Here is a 19,423-nt window from a genome sequence, read left to right on the forward strand (position 1 = left end):
CGTGGCCGCCCCCGGCGGGCGGACCATCTACCGGCCGCCAAGGTCGCGGAGCGGGTTGATGCGGGCCTCGCCGATCCTGGCGCGCGTGGCCGGGTCCGTGACGCCGAGCCCCGGCTTCGGCGCGAGGCACAGGACGCCGACCTTGCCGATGTGGGAGTTGGTCTGCATCAGGCGGACGCCCTCGCCGACGTCGGCGAGGTCGTAGAGGGTGGACAACGCGGGCGACAGCCTGCCGAGCGCGAACAGGCGCATGCACTCGGCCTGTTCCTGGAGGTTGGCGATGTGGCTGCCGATCACCCGCTTGAGGTTCATCCAGAGGTACCGGTTGTCGTAGTGGTGCTGGTAGCCGGTGCTGGACCCGCAGGTGACCACGACGCCGCCGCGCCGGGCGAGGAAGACCGACAGGCCGAAGGTCGCCCGGCCGACGTGGTCGAAGACGATGTGCGGGTCCTCGCCGATCTCGGCGCGGATGATCTTGCCGAACCGCTTGCCGACCGCGATCGTGTCCTGCGGCTCCAGGGCCGCGAGGTCCACGCCGATCTCCGCGCGGTTGATGATGACGTCGCAGCCGAGCCGGCGGAGCACCGCCGCCTTCTCCTCCGAGCTGACCACGCCGATGGCGATGCCGCCGCCGTTCTTGACCATCTGCACGGCGTACGCGCCGAGCCCCCCGGTCGCGCCCCAGATGAGGACGGCGTCGCCCTGCTTCATGCCGGCCCCCTGGCGGCTCACCAGCATCCGGTAGGCGGTGCCCGCGCACAGCGTGATGGTCGCCGCCTCCTCCCACGTCAGGTGCGCCGGCTTGGGCAGGAGCTGACTGGCGCGGGCCACGGCGTAGTGAGCCAGACCGCCGAAGTTGGTCTCATAGCCCCAGGCGCGCTGCTCGGCCCCGAGCATCCCGTCGGCGTGCGTCGCGGGTTCCTGGTCGTCCACGTAGGCGACGCTGACCACCACGTGGTCGCCGACCCGCCACCGCCGTACGCCGGAGCCGGTCCGCACGATCACGCCGGCCGCGTCGGACCCGACGACGTGGTACGGCTGATCGTGCCGCCGCGCGTACCCGCCGGTCCTGGCGAACCGCTGCAGGAAGCCGAACGTCGGCAGCGGCTCGAACATCGCCGACCACACCGTGTTGTAGTTGACGGCGCCGGCCATCACCGCGACCAGGACCTCGTCCGGTGCCAGCTCCGGCATCGGCACCGGGCCGACCCGCAGCGACTTGCGCACGTCCTTGTCCTCGACGCCGGTGAACATCCCGGCGTCCTCGATGCGCAGGTGCGCGGCCAGGTACCGGTCGGGCACCGGGGCCGCGGCCAGTTCGTCCGGGGACGCGCCGGACAGCACGGCCTCACTCAGCAGATCCATGTCACTCCGTTCACTCGGCGAGGTCGGGCACGAGTTCGCCCACGGAACGTTCGGGCGCGGTCGCGACGGCCGTGAGCAGTCGCTCGAACTGCTCACACCAGCGGGTGACCGCCCCGTCCGGGAAGAAGCCGGACCGGTAGTTGATCGAGACGAACACGGTGTCGTACGCCACGGCCGCCTCGACCCGCAGCGGATGTTCGGTCTGGGCCAGGACCTGCACCGGTACCGCGTTGAGCACGGACATGAACGTGTCCAGGTTGGACCCGAAGCCGGGCAGCGTCTCGCTGACGAAGTAGCTCTCGAACAGCGGCTCCTCCTCGGGAGCCCCGGTGATCTCGTGCAGGGCCGCAGGGGAGATGTACTCGTGGTCGCTGATCGCGGAGATCTTCTCGTGCAGCCCGGCCAGCCAGGACGGCAGCGGCTCGGCGTGGTCCACCCGCGCGACCACCGGCAGCACGTTGAACATCATGCCCACCGCCTGGTCCACGTCCACCGACGTGGTGCTCCGGCCGGAGAAGACCGCGCCGCACACCACCTCGGGCGACTTGGTGATGGCGCTCAGCATGATCGCCCACGCGCCGTGCAGGATGGTGTTGATGCTGATCCCGGTCCGCTTGGCGAGCCCGGACAGCCTGGTCGCGACCTCCGGCGGGATGGAGAAGCTCGCCTGGAGCAGCGTCGGCGCGAGGTCGGTGCGCCGCAGGTCGGCGGGCAGCGTGATGGCCGGCGGCGGGAACGCGGTTCCGGCCAGTTCCTGCCGCCAGAACTCCTCGGCCGCCGTGGTGTCCCGCCGGGCATACTCGGTACAGAAGTCGCCGTACGCCCGGGACGGCGGCAGCACGGCCGGTTCCCGGCCCGCCACCAGGGCGCGGTACGCCTCCAGCAGGTTGACCACCATGATCTGGTAGCTCCAGCCGTCCTGGGCCGGGAGGCTGAACATGTGCACGTGCTCGTAGACGTCGTCGGCCAGGCGGAACAGCGACAGCGCCATCTGGGGCGGCGGGCCGCCGAAGCCGCGCCGCCGGGCGGCGTCCACGTACACCTCGATCCGGCGGTTCTGCTCACGCTCCGAGAGCCCGCGCAGGTCGTGCGTGTCGATGGTCAGCCGTACGCCGGGGTGGATCACCTGGATCCACCGGCCGTCGTCGTGCCGGACGTAGCTCGCGCGGAACGAGTGGTACCGGTCGATGGTGTGCTGCCACGCGCGCTCCAGCGCCACCGGGTCGAACCCGGCGCCCTCGAAGCGGAACCGCTGGTGGGTGATGTTGAATCCGATGCCCGGGTTGCGGAGGGCGGCCTCGATCATGCGGGTCTGCATGCCGGTCGTGGGGTAGGCGTCCTCGGCCTCGGGGTAGCGCATGCGGGCCCAGTCCAGCAGCTTCAGGTCCCGCTCCACGGCGGCCGGGGCCGTCACGGAGCCGCGCGACTCCACCAGCGCGGCCAGTTCCGCGATGGTCGGGCTGTTGAAGACGTCCTGAGGGCTGAGGTCCATGCCCTGCGCGGTGGCCCGGCTGATCATCTGGATGCCGAGCAGGGAGTCGCCGCCCAGGGCGAAGAAGCCGCTGTCGACGCTCACCTCCGCGAGCCCGAGCACATCGCGCCAGATGGCCGCGAGCCGTTCCTCGACCTCGGTGTTCGGCTTGACGACCTCCGCGGCCGGGCGCACGGACCGCACCGGCGCCGGCAGCGCCCGGCGGTCCAGCTTGCCGTTGGCGTCGGTGGGGAACTCCGGCACCGCGATGACGGCCGATGGCACCATGTAGTCGGGCAGGCTGTCGCGCACGAAACGCGGGATGTCGGTGCTCAGCCAGCGGCTCAGCTCGGCCAGCATCGGCTCGTTGGAGTAGTGCCGAAGCGCGCGGCCGGGTTCGGCGGGGCCGGTCCAGTCGGGGCCGTACTCGGCGACCCCGGGCAGGTCGGCGCGCCGGAACAGCACCCGGTACCTGCCGTCGGCGGCGCCGCCGGTCCACGCGATGTCGGCGCGGTAGCCCAGTTCCCCGGCCATGTCCCACCACACCTCGGGCTCGACGCCGCCCGCCCGGGCGCCCGGCAACCGGTCGATCACGGCGTCGTCGGGGGCGTCCTTCGCCGCCGCCAGGAAGCCGTTGATCTCGGCGACGCGGGCGTTGGGGACGTCTTCCACCAGCAGCGCGTCCGGCCGTCCGGCGGTGAGCGTCCGGCGGACCTCCTCCGGCGAGGCCGAGGGCGCGAGCACCGGCTCGGGCCCGTCGCCGACGACCTCGCCGGTGCGCAGCACCACGTCGTAGCGGTAGCGGGTCAGCTCGTTGTGGTGGTCGCCGCGCTTGACGGCCACCTCGACCCGCGAGATCTCCGGCATCTCGGTGCGCAACGCGCTGAAGAACTCCGGCGCGATCACCAGCTCGCGCTCGTGCCAGGCGCGCTGCCGTACCCGGCCGCGCAGCCCGCCGAGGGTGAGCCCCGGCTCGGCCCTGGCCAGCTCGACCTCCACGTGGAAGGCGTCGAGCATGGCGAGGTTGCGCAGGTCGCCAAGGAACAGCGCGCCGCCGGGCCGCAGCCGGGCGAGCGCCTTGCCGATCACCTCGGACAGGTAGTCGGCGTCGGGGAAGTACTGCGCGACCGAGTTGAGCACCACGACGTCGAACCGCTCGTCCGCGAGGCCGGTGAAGTCGTTGGCGTCGCGCTGGAAGAGGCGGGCGTCCACGCCTTCGGGCAGGCGGGGCAGCAGGGTGGCGCGGGTGGAGTCGAGCACCGCCGCGGAGATGTCGGTCGCCCAGTAGCGCTCGGTGTGCGGGGCGATCCGCGCCAGCAGCATGCCGGTGCCGCAGCCGATCTCCAGTACCCGGCGGGGGCGCAGCGCCATGATCCGCTCCACCGTCGCGTCCAGCCAGCTCCGCATCTCCGGGACGCTGATCGGCTCGTCGGTGTAGCTGGAGTTCCAGCCAATGATGTTGAAGTCGGCCTCGTCGGTGGCGGCATCGCGCCGGTAGCTCTGGTCGAACAGGCCCTGCCACTGCGACACGCGGGTGTCGGCGGACGCCTCGGGGGGCGCCGCGCCGTCCTCGGGGACGACGTAGGCGACGAGTTGCTTGTCCTCGGCGTCCTGCGGGAGTTCCCGGGCCAGCACCACGACCTCGCCGACCATCGGGTGCTCGGCCAGTGCCGTCTCGATGTCGCCCAGTTCGATCCGCATGCCGCGGACCTTGACCTGAAAGTCATTCCGGCCGAGGAACACCATCGTGCGGTCGGGCAGGAAGCGGGCGAGGTCGCCGGTCTTGTACAGGGTGGCGCCGGGGCGGAACGGGTCGGGCAGGAACCGCTGCTCGGTCAGTTCGGGCCTGCGGTAGTAGCCGCGGGCGACGCCGACCCCGCCGATGTACGCCTCGCCCGGCGTGCCGATCGGCACCGGGTTGAGGTGCCGGTCGAGGATGTAGATCTGGGTGTTGGCGATCGGCGTGCCCAGCGACACGACGTCGGGGGCGCGCGGGCACTCCCAGCACGTGCTGTCCACGGAGCACTCGGTCGCCCCCCACAGGTTGTGGATCGTGGCCTGCGGCCAGCGCTCGTAGAGCGACCGGATCGACGCCGGGGGCAGCGCCTCGCCGCTGGCCATCACTCGGACGACCGACGCACAGCGCTCGATCCCGGGGTGCTGGAGGAAGACCCGCAGCATCGACGGCACGAAGTGCAGCGTCGTGACCCCGTGCCGATGGATCAGCGTGGTCAGGTATTCGGGGTCCTTGTGCCCCTCAGGGCGGGCCACCACCATCCGCGCGCCGGTCAGCAGCGGCCAGAAGAACTCCCACACCGAGACGTCGAAGCTGAACGGGGTCTTCTGGAGCACCCGGTCGTCCGGGGTGAGGCCGAAGGCGTCCTGCATCCACAGCAGCCGGTTGACGACGCCGCGATGAGTGATCATCGCCGCCTTGGGATGCCCGGTCGAGCCGGACGTGTAGATCATGTACGCCAGGTCGTCGAGGCCGGTGACGTTGTCCGGGCGGGTGTCCGGCTCATCGTCGAACTCGCCCGGCGCGTCCAGCGGCACGGTCACCGCCCCGTGCTCGGGTAGCCGTCCGGCCAGCCGCCGCTGCACCAGCAGCAGCCCCGGTTCGGCGTCGCCGAGCATGAACGCCACCCGCTGGCGCGGGTAGGTCGGGTCGATGGGCAGGTAGGCGCCGCCGGCCTTGAGGATGCCGAGCAGGCCGACCACCATCTCCACCGAGCGTTCGACGCAGATGCCGACCGGCTGATCGGGCCGCACGCCCATCCGGCGCAGCCGGTGGGCCACCCGGTTGGCCCGGCGGTCCAGCTCGGCGAAGGTCACCTCCTCGTCCTCGAACACCACGGCGACGGCGTCCGGCCACCGGTCGGCCGCGTCCTCGATCAGGGTGTGCAGGCAGCGGTTCAGCTCCGGCGGATACGTCACGTCGGTGTCGTTCCACTCGGCGAGCAGCCGCCGTTCCATGTCCGGCGGCAGCACCGGCAGCCGCGACACCCGCCGCTCGGCCGAGCCGGCGAACGCCTCCACCAGCACCCGGTACCCGGCGAGGAACCGATCGACGGTGTCGTGGTCGAAGATCTCGCTGTTGTACTCGACGTCCACCAGCAGTGAGTCCGGCTGCTCGCTGACCGAGATCTCGACGTCGAACTTGCTGGTGTCGGTGTGGACCTCCACCACGTCCAGCGCCATGCCCGCGGGGCCGGTCTCGGTGCTGTACCGCTTCATGTCGAAGACGACCTGGACCAGCGGCTTGCCCGCCGGGCCGCGATCGACGCCCAGTTCCGTGGCGAGCGCCTCGAACGGCAGGTCCTGTTCGTCGTAGGCGTGCCTGACCGCCCCGCTCACCCGGGCCAGCAGGTCGGCCACGGTCGGGTCGTCGCCCAGCTCGGTCCGGAGCACCACCGTGTTGACGAAGAAGCCGACGAGGTCGCGCACGGCCTCGTGCTGCCGGTTGGCCATCGCCGTGCCGACCACCACCGCGCCGGTGCCCTGGGTGTCGCCCGCGTAGCGGTAGAGCACCACCTTGAGCGCCGCCAGCAGGGTGGTGAACAGCGTGACCCCGTGCTCGGCGCTGAACGCGCGCAGCGCGGCGGTGACCTCCGCACCCACCTCGAAGCTCAGGCCGCCGCCGTGGAATTGCTGGATCGCCGGCCGGGGCCGGTCGGTGGGCAGCTCCACGCCGGGCGGGCCGTCGGCGAGCAGCCGCCGCCAGCCTGCCAGCCGCGCGGCGAGCGCGTCGCCGTCGAGCCGGCGCCGCTCCCAGATCGCGTAGTCGGCGTACTGCACGGGCAGGTCCGGCAGGGCCGGGACGCGGCCGTTCGCGTAGGCCTCGTAGGCGACGGCCAGCTCCCTGGCGAAGATCCCGCCGGACAGCACGTCCACCACGATGTGGTGCATGACGAAAAGGATCTTGTGGGTCTCCGGGCCGAGGCGGAACAGCACCACCCGCACGAGCGGGCCGGTCGCGAGGTCGAACCCGCGCCGGGCCTCCTCGTCCACAAGCCGCGCGCACTCGGCCGCGCGCTCCTCCGCGCCCACCCCCGACAGATCGACGACCGGCACCGGGACGTGCAGGCTCGGTGCGATCTCCTGCCGCGCCCTGCCCGCCTCGCTGGGGAAGGTGGTGCGCAGGCTCTCGTGCCGCCGAACGATCTCGTTGACCGCCAGCTCGACCGCCTTGGGCAGCAGCGGGCCGTCCAGCGCCAGGGAGAAGGCCGCGTTGTAGGCCGGGCTGTGCGGCACGAGCCGGTCCAGAGCCCACAGCCGTTGCTGGGCGAAGGACAGCGGGATCGGCTCCCCGGACCGCGAGCGGCGCCGGCTCTCGGCGATCCGCAGCAGGTCGAGCGCGTCGTCCGGGGCGTCGTCGCCGCCCTCCGCAGCCATCCGGGACACCAGGAACTCGGCCAGCGCGGCGGGGGTGGCGTGGTCGAACACCATGCTCACCGGCAGGGTCAGCCCGGTCGCCCGGTTCAGCCGGTTGCGCGTCTCCAGCGCGGTCAGCGAATCGAAGCCGAGATCCAGGAAGGCCGCGTCCACCGGGATGTCGCCGGGTGAGTCGTGGGCGAGCACGTTGGCGACCACCCGGACGACGAGCCCGGCCGCCGCCGCGCGGCGCTCCTCGGGCGAGCCGGTGAGCAACGGCTCGCGCGGGTCACCGGCGGACTCGTCCTCCTCCGGCAGCTCGGCGAAGGGGTCGGATCCGGTGGTCACGCCGGGCGAGGGGGTGTCGAGCCAGAACCGCCTGCGCTGGAACGCGTACGTCGGCAGGTCGGTGGCCGGGTGCGGGCCGTCCGGCAGCACCGAGCGCCAGTCGACCCGCACGCCGCCCGCGTACGCCTCGCCCAGTGACCGCAGCAGCCGTTCCCGCCCGCCCTGACCGCGGCGCAGCGTGCCGTTCGCGGTGAACGGCCGGCCGGTCGCCTCCAGCGTCTCCTGCAACTCCGTCACCAGCACCGGATGCGGGCTGACCTCGACGAAGGAATCGAAGCCCGCCTCGTGCAGCGCGGTCACCGCCGAGGCGAACCGCACCTGCCCGCGCAGCACCCGGAACCAGTAGCCGGCGTCCATACCGGTGGTGTCGAGCCAGTCGCCGGTCACCGAGGAGAACATCGGCACGACCGCGCGGCCGGGCCGTACCGGGGCCAGGTCGGTCAGCAGCCGGTCGCGGATGGCGTCCACGTGGTGGGAGTGCGGGGCGTAGTTCGCGGCCACCCGGCGGGCGCGCAGGCCGTCCGTCTCGCAGCGCAGCAGCAGTTCGTCGATCGCGGCGGCGTCTCCGGAGACCAGGGTGGAGGCCGGGCCGTTGACCGAGGCCACCGCGAGCTTGCCGCTCCAGGCTTCGAGGTGATCGGCGGTGACCTGTTCGGTCGCCGCGACCACGGCCATGCCGCCGCGGCCCTCCATCGACCGCGCGATCTCCCGGCTGCGCAGCGCGGCGATCCGCGCCGCGTCGGGCAGGGTGAGCGCCCCGGCGACGTAGGCGGCGGCGATCTCGCCCTGGCTGTGGCCGAGCACCGCGGCGGGCTCGACGCCGTGCGCCCGCCAGACCGCGGCGAGCCCCGCCATGACGGCGAACAGCGCGGGCTGCACCACCTCGACGCCCTCCAGCGCGGGCGCGCCGGGCGCCTCCCGCAGCACGTCCGCCACCGACCAGTCCAGGTGCTCGCGCAGGGCCCGGTCGCAGGTCTCCAGCTCGCGGGCGAACTCCGGTTCGTCGTCCAGCAGGTCCGCCGCCATGCGGACCCACTGCGACCCGTGCCCGGGGAACACGAACACCGTACGGCCGGTCGCCCGCCCGGCCCCGCGCACCACGGCGGGGGCGTCACCGTCCTCGGCCACCGCCCGCAGCCCGTCCAGCAGCTCGGCGCGGTCCCGCCCGACCAGGACGGCGCGGTGCTCGAAGGACGACCGGACGGCGAGCGCGCGGGCGACCTCGGCGGGCGGTACGCCCGGGTTGTCCGTCGCGAAGTCCAGCAGCCGGGCGGCCTGCCCGCGCAGGGCGGCGGCGGACCGCGCCGAGACCACCCACGGAACCGGCCCGTCCGCCTCGGGCTCCGGATCCTGCTCGGCGGACGGCTCGGGGGACTGCTCCAGGATCACGTGCGCGTTGGTGCCGCTCAGGCCGAAGGAGGAGACCGCGGCCCGGCGCGGGCGATCGGTCCGCGGCCACGGCCGCGTCTCGGTCACCAGCTCGGCGGCCCCCGCCGACCAGTCCACGTACGGCGAGGGCGCGTCCAGATGGACGGTGGCCGGGACGGTCCCGTGCCGCAGCGCGAGCACCGTCTTGATGACGCCCGCGATCCCCGCCGCCGCCTGGGTGTGCCCGATGTTCGACTTCAGCGCCCCGATCAGCACCGGCCGGTCCCGGTCCCGGCCATAGGCGGCCAGGAGGGCCTGCGCCTCGATCGGGTCGCCGAGCCGGGTGCCGGTGCCGTGCGCCTCGATCACGTCCACGTCGGCGGCCGACAGCCGGGCGTTCGCCAGCGCCTGCTGGATCACCCGCTGCTGCGACGGGCCGTTGGGCGCGGTCAGGCCGCTGCTCGCGCCGTCCTGGTTCACCGCGGAGCCCCGGATCAGCGCGAGCACCCGGTGCCCGAGCCGGCGGGCGTCGGACAGGCGCTCCACGGCGACGACGCCCGCGCCCTCGGCCCAGCCGACGCCGTCGGACGCCGCCGCGAACGGCTTGCACCTGCCGTCCGGGGCCAGCATCCGCTGCTGTGACAGCTCGACGAAGACCTGCGGGGTGGCCATCACGGTCGCGCCGCCGACCAGCGCGAGCGAGCACTCCCCGAGCCGCAGCGCGGTCACCGCGGCGTGCAGCGCCACCAGCGAGGACGAGCACGCGGTGTCCACCGTCATGGCCGGGCCCTCCAGGCCCAGCGTGTAGGAGATCCGCCCGGAGGCCACGCTGCCGGAACTGGTGTTGTTCAGGTACTCGTGGTACATCAGGCCCATGTAGACGCCGGTCCTGGTGCCGGCCAGGGAGTGCGGGTCGAGCCCGGCGTGTTCCAGCGCCTCCCAGGAGCACTCCAGCAGCAACCGTTGCTGCGGGTCCGTGGTCAACGCCTCGCGCGGCGAGATGCCGAAGAAGGCGGCGTCGAAGTCGGCGGCGTCATAGAGGAAGGCGCCGTCGCGGACGTACGAGGTCCGCGGGTGGCCCGGCTCCGGGTGGTACAGCGCCTCGACGTCCCAGCCGCGGTCGGCGGGGAACGGGCCGACGGCGTCCATGCCGTCCAGGAGGCGTCGCCACAGCTCCGCCGGGGCCGTCACGCCGCCCGGCAGCCGGCAGGCCATGCCGACGATGGCCAGCGGCTCGTGCGCCGCGGCCGTCAGGTCGTCAGAGCGCCGCCTTAGCCGTTCGTTCTCGATCAGCGACGCGCGCAGCGCTTCCACCAACGACTCGGGAGAGGTATCCACAGCCAGCACCTCGCGTTAGTTGTCGTGCCACGGGTGCGGGTTCCCGCCCACGTCGGACGCCTCGAACTCCTCGTCGAGGAGCACGAACAGCTCGTCCACACCAGCGGTCTCCACCGCGACCGCGGGCTCTTCCCGCGCGTCGCCCCATTCCCGCAGCAGGTCCTTGAGCCCGGTAATGAGCCGGCCGCGGGCGGCGTCGTCGAGCGCCGCCCCGGCCATCGCCGAGCGCAGCCGGAGCATCGCGGCGGACACCTGGTCGGCGTCGTCCGCCGCCGCGTCGCCGCCGGTCAGCTCCGTGCGCAGGTACGCCGCCAGGACGCCCGGCGTCGGATGGTCGAACACCAGGGTCACCGGCAGCCGCAGCCCGGTCGCCGACCCCAGCCGGTTACGCAGCTCGACCGCGGTCAGCGAGTCGAACCCGAGTTCCTTGAACGGCCGGTCCAGATCGATCGAGCCGCCGTTTCCCTCGGGGTGGCCGAGCACGGCCGCCACCTTCGACCGCACCAGGTCGGCCAGTCGGCTCTCCTGGTCGGCCGGGCCGAGCCCGGCCAGCTCGCGCCGCAGCGAAGCGTCCGCGCCCGCGAGGTCCTCGGCCTCCGGGCCGGTCGCCCGGCCCGGCACCCGCACCAGCGAGCGCAGCACCGGCGGCAGGTCGTCCGCCACCGCGCGCAGCGCGGGCAGGTCAAGCCGGGCGGTGACCAGCGCGGCGTCCTTGCCCGCGCGGGCGGCGTCGAACAGGGCGAGCGCCTCCTCGGCCGGCATGGGCACGACGCCCACGGCGGCGAGCCTGCGCAGGTCCGCCGCCCGGAGTTCGCCGGTCAGCCCGCTGCCCCGCGCCCACTGCCCCCAGGCCAGCGAGAGACCGGGCAGGCCCAGCGCGCGCCGCTGCTCGGCGAGCGCGTCCAGGAAGGCGTTGGCCGCCGCGTAGTTGGCCTGCCCGGCTCGGCCGAGCACGCCGGACAGTGAGGAGAACAGCACGAACTCCACCAGGTCGTGGCCGCGGGTCAGCTCGTGCAGGTTCACCGCCGCGTCCACCTTGGGGCGCAGCACCCGGTCCAGCCGTTCGGGGGTCATCGCGGCGAGGATGCCGTCGTCGATCACGCCGGCCGCGTGGATCACCGCGGCGAGCGGCCGGTCGGCGAGGAGCGCGGCGAGCGCGGCGCGGTCGGCCGCGTCGCAGGCGGCCACCTCGACGGCCGCGCCGAGCGCGGTCAGCTCCGCGACGAGTTCGGCCGCGCCGGGCGTGTCCATGCCCCGGCGGCCGAGCAGCAGCAGGTTCGTGCAGCCCCGCTCGGCGACGAGGTGCCGGGCCACCAAGCCGCCCACGGTGCCGAGGCCACCGGTGATCAGGACGCGCCCGGTGATCGCGGGCGGCGGGCTCGCCGGTTCCAGGGCCCGGACCAGGCGTGCCGTCCGTACCGTGCCCGCACGGATCGCCAGTTGGGGTTCGCGGACGGCCACCGCGGCGCGCAGCGCGTCGGCGGACCCAGCGGCGTCGTCGGTGTCCGCCAGCACGAACCGGTCCGGGTGCTCCGACTGGGCCGACCTGACCAGGCCCCAGACGGCCGCCGCGGCGGGGTCCGGGGAGCCGTCGCCCGCCACCGACACCGCGCCCGTGGTCTGGATCACCAGTCGGGCGGCGGCGAGGCGGTCGTCGGCGAGCCAGCCGCGCAGCAGGCCGAGCGTCGCGGCGAGGGTGTCCCGCACGGATTCCGCGGGGCGCACGGGCGCGAACACCACGTCGGGCGCGGGGGCACCGTCGTCCAGGGCGCGGATCAGCGCCGCCAGGTCCGGGTGGGCGTCACCGCCGCCGAGCACCGCGCACCGCTCCGGGCGGGGCGGCTCGACGGCGGGCGCGGGGAGCACCGGCCAGTCGAGCCGGAACAGCGCGTCGCGGTGCCGCCCGGCGGCGGCGCGCAGCCGGTCCACGGAGACGGGCCGCAGCGCGAGCGAGTCCACCGTGACGACCGGCACGCCGTCCGGGCCGGTGGCGGACATCGCGACCTCGTCCTCGGCCGTGCGTGTGATGCGAACCCGCAGCTCCGTGGCGGCGGTGGGACGGATGGTCACGCCCCGCCACGCGAACGGCAGCCGCAGTTCCCCGCCCTCCGGGGCGGAGTCGGCTCGGTCGGCCAGCACGGCGTGCATCGCGGCGTCGAACAGCGCGGGGTGCAGGGCGTACCGGGAGATGGCGGGGGTCTCCGGCAGGGCCACGTCGGCGAACAGGTCACCACCGCGCCGCCAGACCCGCCGCAGGCCCTGGAACGCGGGGCCGTACCGGTAGCCGAGGACCGCCAGCCGGTCATAGATCCCGCCGATGTCCATCTCCACCGCATCCGGCGGCGGCCACACCCCACCGATGTCGTCCGCGCCGGGGGCAGGTGGGGTGGAGCGCAGGGTGCCCTGGGCGTTGTGGGTCCACGGCTGGTCGGGGAGGCGGGAGTGGAGGGTGAGCGACCGGCGGCCGGTGTCGTCCGGTTCGCCGACGGCCAGTTGCAGCGTCAGGTCCCCGTCCTCCGGGACGGCGAGCGGCGCGTGCAGGGTCAGCTCCTCGACGCCGCCGAGCCCGTACCGGGCCGCCGCGTGCGCCGCCAGTTCCACGCAGGCCGTGCCCGGGAGCAGGACCGTCCCGGCCGCCGCGTGGTCGGCGATCCAGGGATGCCCGGCGAGCGACACCGTGCCGGTGAGGACGTCTCTGCCCGTGCCGGCCAGTTCGACCGCGGCGGCCAGCAGCGGGTGGTCCGCGGCGGTGAGACCGGCCGCGCGCACGTCCGCCGTGCCGTCCGCCTGCGCGTCGAGCCAGTACCGCCGGCGCTGGAAGGGATAGGTGGGCAGCGGCACGCGCCGCGCCCCGCTCCCGGCGAAGACGGACGGCCAGCCGATCGGCCCGCCCGCCACGTGGACCTCGCCCAGCGAGGTCAGGAACCGCGCGAGGTCGCCGTCGTTGCGGCGCAGCGTCCCGGTGACGCTCACCTCGACGCCCCGGTGCTGGGCGACCTGCTCCAGCCCGAGGGCCAGCACCGGGTGCGGGCCGCACTCGACGAAGATCCGGTGGCCGTCGTCCAGCAGCGCCCCGGCCGCGCCCGCGAAGTCCACCGGGCGGCGCAGGTTCTCGAACCAGTAATCCGCCGTCAGCGCGCGGCCGTCGATCGGGCCGGGGCTCACGGCCGAGTAGAACGGCACCGCGCACTCACGGGGCTCGATCGGGGCCAGCAGCCGGCGCAGCTCGCCCTCGATGGCATCGACGTGCGGGGAGTGCGAGGCGTAGTCCACCGCGATCCGCTGGGCGCGGATGTCGCGCGCCGCGCACTCGGCCAGAAGTTCCGCGAGGGCGTCCGGATCGCCCGCCACCACGGTGGACGACGGGCTGTTGACGGCGGCGACGGACAGCCGGCCGGTCCACCGGGCGAGCAGTTCGCCCGTCTCGGCCGCCGGGAGCGCGACCGAGGCCATGCCGCCGCGGCCGGACAGCTCCTCCCTGATCAACCGGCTGCGCAGCGCCACCACCCGCGCCGCGTCGGCCGGCGACAGCGCGCCCGCGACGCAGGCGGCGGCGATCTCGCCCTGGCTGTGCCCCACGACGGCCGCGGGGTGGACGCCGTAGGACCGCCAGGTCGCGGCGAGCGAGACCAGCATCGTGAACAAGGCGACCTGGACGACGTCCACCTCGTCGAAGCCGCGCGCCCCCGGCCGGTCCAGCAGGACGTCCATCAGTGACCAGTCCAGGTACGGCTCGAACGCCCGCGCGCACTCCGCCACGTGGCCGGCGAACACCGGCGACGACGCGAGCAGCGGCCCGGCCATGCCCGCCCACTGCGCGCCCTGGCCGGGGAACACGAACACCACGCCGGGACGGCCGGTGGCCTGGGCCACTCCCTGGGCCGCGTACCCCGCGGGCTCCCCCGCCGCCAGCCCGGCCAGCCCGGCCCGCAGTTCGGCGAGGTCCGCGCCGACCACCACTGCGCGGTGCCGCAGCGCGGTCCGCGTGGTGGCCAGGGAGTAGCCGACGTCGGCGGCGGTGACGCCCGGCCCGGTGTCCAGGTGGTCCGAGTGGTCGAGGTGGTCCAGCAGCCGGGCGGCCTGGGCGCGCAGCGCCGTCGCGGACTTGGCGGAGAGCGCCCACGGTACGGCGGGCATCGGCGCCGCGGGCACCGCCTCGCCGGTCTCCGCGTGATCCTCGGCGGGCGCCTGCTCGACCAGGACGTGCGCGTTGGTGCCGCTGAAGCTGAAGGAGGAGACCCCCGCCCGGCGCGGAGCCCCGGTCTCGGGCCACGGCGTGGCCTCGGTGAGCAGCCGCACGCCGCCCGCCGACCAGTCCACGTGCGGGGTCGGCTCGTCGATGCCGAGGCTGGCGGGGAGCACACCCGCCCGGATGGCGAGCACCGTCTTGATGACCCCGGCCAGGCCGGCCGCGGCCTGCGTGTGGCCGATGTTGGACTTCACCGAGCCGACCAGCAGCGGGCGGTCCGGTGGACGCCTCGCGCCGTAGACCGCCAGCAGCGCCTCGCCCTCGATCGGGTCGCCCAAAGTGGTGCCGGTGCCGTGCGCCTCGACGGCGTCCACCTGGTCGGGGGTGAGCCGGGCGGCGGCCAGCGCCTGCCGGATCACCTGCTGCTGGGCCGTCCCGCTTGGGGCGGTCAGGCCGTTGGACGCGCCGTCCTGGTTGAGCGCGGAGCCGCGCACGACGGCCAGCACCTCGCGCCCCGCGCAGCGGGCCTCGGACAGCGGCTGCAAGACGAGCATGGCGATGCCCTCGGAGAACGACGTGCCGTCCGCGGCGGCGGCGAACGGTTTGCACCGGCCGTCCGGCGCGAGCCCGCCCTGCCGGGTGAACTCCGTCAGCAGGGTCGGCGTCGCGGTGACCGCCACTCCGCCGACCAGGGCCGTCGCGCAGTCGCCCTGGCGCAGCGCCTGGCAGGCGTGGTGGAGGGCCACCAGCCCGGAGGAACAGGCCGTGTCCACGGTGACGGCGGGACCGTGCAGGCCCAGCGTGTAGGCGATCCGCCCGGACGCCACCGCGCCGCTGTTGCCGTTGAGGTAGTAGCCGCCGAACCCGGCGACGCCGGACGCCGACGCGTTCAGCATGGTCGAGTAGTCGCCGCTGATCATGCCGACGTACACGCCGGTGGACGAGCCACGCAGCGAGTCCGGCGGGATACCGGCCCGTTCGAGGGTCTCCCAGGCGGTCTCCAGCAACAGCCGGTGCTGGGGGTCCATCGCCAGCGCCTCACGCGGCGAGATCTCGAAGAAGCCGGCGTCGAAGCCGGCGGCGTCGCGGAGAAATCCGCCGCGCCGGGGAACGTCATCCGCGAGGCGCCACCCGCGGTCGCCGGGAATATCGGAGATTCCGCTTCCACCGCGTATCATCAGGCGCCAGAAGTCGTCCGGCGAGTTCACGTCGCCGGGAAATCGGCAAGCCATTCCGACAATGGCGATCGGCTCGCCGCCGCTTTCCGCGTCGGCCAGCCGTTCACGGGTCTCCAGCAGTTCTGCGGTGACCCGTTTCAGATAATCGCGGAGCTTCTGCTCGGTACTCACCGGACGCCTGCCCGGTCCTGGTCACGTGTCACCTGGCTCCTCTTCCTCCGCTCCCGCACGGCGACGTGGCAGGTGGGCGATGCGTCACCCTCAAAATGATGGAGAGCCGAGCAGTCGCGGTCCAGGCAGAAACGACGGCGGAATTTCGCCTGCCCGGCCGCACAGAATCGATGGTACGGTGCCAGTGCCTGTGCCGTCGCATGCGTTATGCGACCCCGGCGATTCCGATGACGGCGACTCTCCCACAATTTTCATTCGACCGGCCTTGACGAATAACCCACGATTTACGTTGCGCTGACCCGCAGGAGGTCGACATGGTCTTCAACCCCACTCGCGGCGATCTGCCGGTCCGTTTCGGGCCCGGCGTTCCCCATGTGCCGCCGATCGGGCCCTCGACTCTCGACGCCGACGTCTACCGCGACCCCCAGCGGTACGAGCAGGAGCGGTTCCGCATCCTCAACCGGAGCTGGCAGGTCATCTGCCGCTCGGCGGAGATCGGCGAGCCCGGCGACCACCACGTCTGGCAGGGGCACGGCGAGAGCATCGTCATCACCCGGCGCGAGGACGGCGGGCTGTCCGCCTTCCACAACGTGTGCCAGCACCGGGGCGCGCGGATCGTCCCGGCGAGCGGCAAGGGCGCGCGCCGGTTCACCTGCCGGTGGCACAACTGGGCCTACACCCCCGAGGGCAGGGTGACCGGGGTTCCCGACCGCCCCGACTTCGATCCCGAAGTGCTGGCCGGGCTGTGCGCCCCCGCCGTGGACGTGGACGAGTGGGGCGGCTGGGTGTGGGCGGTCCTGGCCGGCCCTGGCGTGGCCGGGCCGCTGATCGACTGGATCGGCCAGGAGATCGCGGCCGACCTGGGTGCCTTCCGCATGGAGGACATGAAGCTCGTCGAGAAGCTGGAGTGGGAGGTCGACGTCAACTGGAAGGTGGTCATCGACGCGTTCAGCGAGTACTACCACGCCCAGGCGCTGCACAACGTCCCGCCCAAGGACGCCAAGGACGGCCGCCAGTCCACGATGGACGTGTTCGGCCGCAACGGCATGATGGTCGTGCCGTTCATCGGCGTGCTGGAGGAGCTGCGCCAGACCCTCGACCACACGGCGCTGGCGATCTGCAACTACGCCCTGTTCCCCACCGCGGTCTTCAACGCCCACCGGCTGCACACCCAGCTCTTCCGGGCGGTGCCGCTCAGCGTGGACAAGACCCGTTTCGAGGCGTGGGAGCTCCAGTACGACGACGCGGGCGACCAGGAGTATCGCGAGACCGTCGACCTGTTCTGGACTCTCTTCAAGGGCGTCATCCAGGAGGACGTGATGGAGTGGACCGACGTGGCCGCCGTCGCGCGGTCGTCCGGTTACCGGCAGAACGTCTTCAGCGAGCGCGAGTGCCTGCTCACGCACTTCCACCGGGTCTGCGACGACATGCTGGCGGGCGGCGACGGCTTGGGGCTGGAGCCCGAGCGGGACCTCAGCGCGCAGAACCGGTGAGGCCGGCCGACGTCATGGCCACGCGCTCCGTACCGCGTTTGTCCCGCCTGCGCGCCTGGCTGGCGCTGCTGTTCACGGTCGCGGGGGCCGTCGGGGTGCTGATGGTGCCCGCCCCCGAGCCCGAGCCGTTCCAGGTCGGCGTGGCCAACCTGGACGACTCGTACTCGTCCGTGCGCGCGCAGGCGCTCCTCGCCCGGCTGCCCTCCGCGCGGACACAGCCGGCGCTCATCGTGGCGAGCCGCGCGGACGGCGCGGCGCTGTCCCCGGCCGACCGGTCGGCGCTGGAGGCGCAGGCGCCCGCGCTGCGCCGGGTCGCCGCCGGGGGCCCGGTGGCGCCCGCGCAGGTGGCTCCGGACGGCACGGTCGCCGTCCTCACCGTCCCGCTGCCCGCGGGCGACCAGGCGAAGACCGCCGAGCGGGTCGCCGCACTGCGGGCCGCGCTCACCGGCCGCCTCCCGGACGGCGTGCGCGCCCAGGTGACCGGCGCGCCCGCGTTCGCCGCCGACCTGTCCACCATGTTCGCGGGCACCGACACGACCCTGCTGCTCACCACCGTGCTCGTGGTCGCGGTGCTGCTGCTGGTGACCTACCGCAGCCCGATCCTGTGGATCGTGCCGCTGCTCGTCGTCGCCGTCACCGAGCAGGTCACGCTGCACGTCGTCAAGCATGTGCTGCCGCGCCTCGACCTCGCCCCTGACGGCGCGACCTTCGCCATCGCCAGCGTGCTGGTCTTCGGCGCGGCGACCGACTACGCGCTGCTGCTCATCGCCCGCTATCGCGAGGAACTGCTCGGCACCGCCGACCGGTTCGCCGCGATGGGCACCGCGCTGCGCCGTACCGGGGCGGCCGTCCTGGCGAGCGGCGGCACCATCTTCGTCGCGCTGCTGAGCCTGCTCCTGGCGTCGGCGGAGGGCACCAGGGCGCTCGGCATCGCCTGCGCGATCGGCGTCGTACTCGCCGTGATCTCCGCGCTCCTCGTGTTGCCCGCCGCGATCGTGCTGTGCGGGCGGGGCATCTTCTGGCCGCTCGTACCCCGGGTGGGCGCGGTCACCTCGGTGGGGCGGGTCTGGGGACGGCTGGGCGACGCGGTGGCTCGCCGTCCGCGTCTCGTGACGGTGGCGAGCGTGGTGCTGCTCGGCGGCATGACGGCGGGCGCCTTCGGCGTGCAGGTCGGCCTGTCGCAGAACGAGCAGTTCCGCGACAAGCCCGAGGCGGTGCTCGGCGCCGAGGCGCTGGCCCGCGTGTTCCCCGCGGGGGCATCCCAGCCCGTCGCGGTACTGACCGCCCCGGCCGCCGCCGAGCGCGTCGTCCAGGCGGCCAGGGCCGTGCCGGACGTGGCGGGAGCCGAGGTCGCCGAGCGCACTCCGGCGCTCGCCCGCGTCTCGGTCGTGCTGCGGCCCGAACCCGGGACGGAGGCGTCCGACCGGGCCATCCGCGAGTTGCGGACGGCGGTCGCCGCCGTACCGGACGCCGACGCGGTGGTGGGCGGCGGGATCGTCTCCGCCCTGGACACCCTGGACGCCTACCAGCGCGACTCCGGCGTGATTCTTCCGGTGATCCTGGCCCTCGTCGGCCTGGTGCTGGTGGCGCTGCTGCGCTGTCTCGTCGCGCCGCTGCTGCTGGTCGTGACGGTGGGCGTGTCGTTCCTGGCCAGCCTGGGGGCGAGCTGGCTGCTGTTCCGGCACGTGCTGGACTATCCGGCGCTGGACCCCGGCGTCGTGCTGGTGGCGTTCGTGCTGATGGTCGCCCTGGGGGTCGACTACAACATCTTCCTGGTCGCCCGGGCCAGGGAGGACGCCGCCGAGATGGGTTCCCGGGCCGGCATGCTGAACGCGCTGCGGGTCACCGGCGGGGTGATCACCAGCGCCGGCATCCTGCTCGCGGCCGTGTTCGCGGTGCTCGGCGTGATCCCGCTGATCCTCGCCGCGCAGATCGGCGTCATCGTCGGCGTCGGCGTACTGCTCGACACGCTCCTGGTGCGGACGGTCCTGGTGCCCGCCCTGGCGCTGATCCTCGGCGACCGCTTCTGGTGGCCGGGCCGCGTGCCGCGGGCGGCCGAGCCGGAACGGCCCCACGTCCCGGTGGAGGCCGACGAACGCTGAGCGCGGGGATGCCCGCCGCCGGACGGGCG

General features: G+C 73.7%; 5 protein-coding genes. 2 read left to right on the forward strand and 3 right to left on the reverse strand.

Annotated elements, in window-relative coordinates:
* Positions 1-27: 27 nt before the first annotated feature.
* The 3 genes from ccrA to ACH34R_RS42075 are packed head-to-tail and all read right to left on the reverse strand — an operon-like array spanning position 28 to position 15,799.
* Positions 28-1,365 carry a crotonyl-CoA carboxylase/reductase gene (gene ccrA, locus ACH34R_RS42065; protein WP_397567213.1) on the reverse strand — a complete coding sequence of 446 codons (1,338 nt, stop codon included), beginning with the start codon at positions 1,363-1,365 and terminating at the stop codon, positions 28-30.
* A gap of 10 nt (positions 1,366-1,375) precedes the next feature.
* Entirely contained in the window at positions 1,376-10,261 is an 8,886-nt protein-coding gene (locus tag ACH34R_RS42070; RefSeq protein WP_397567214.1) for an amino acid adenylation domain-containing protein, read from the reverse strand.
* A gap of 15 nt (positions 10,262-10,276) precedes the next feature.
* Positions 10,277-15,799, reverse strand: coding sequence for an SDR family NAD(P)-dependent oxidoreductase (locus ACH34R_RS42075; RefSeq protein WP_397567215.1), 5,523 nt, complete (start codon positions 15,797-15,799; stop codon positions 10,277-10,279).
* 314 nt (positions 15,800-16,113) lie between these two features.
* Between ACH34R_RS42075 and ACH34R_RS42080 the strand changes: the two genes are divergently transcribed.
* Positions 16,114-17,292: an aromatic ring-hydroxylating dioxygenase subunit alpha gene (locus ACH34R_RS42080; protein WP_397567216.1), complete on the forward strand. Its 1,179-nt coding sequence runs from the start codon at positions 16,114-16,116 to the stop codon at positions 17,290-17,292.
* Between the two features lie 14 nt (positions 17,293-17,306).
* Positions 17,307-19,394, forward strand: coding sequence for an MMPL family transporter (locus tag ACH34R_RS42085; protein WP_397567217.1), 2,088 nt, complete (start codon positions 17,307-17,309; stop codon positions 19,392-19,394).
* Positions 19,395-19,423 lie beyond the last annotated feature (29 nt).

Origin of the sequence: Spongiactinospora sp. 9N601 (assembly GCF_044326295.1) — a bacterium.
Taxonomy (GTDB): domain Bacteria; phylum Actinomycetota; class Actinomycetes; order Streptosporangiales; family Streptosporangiaceae; genus Spongiactinospora; species Spongiactinospora gelatinilytica.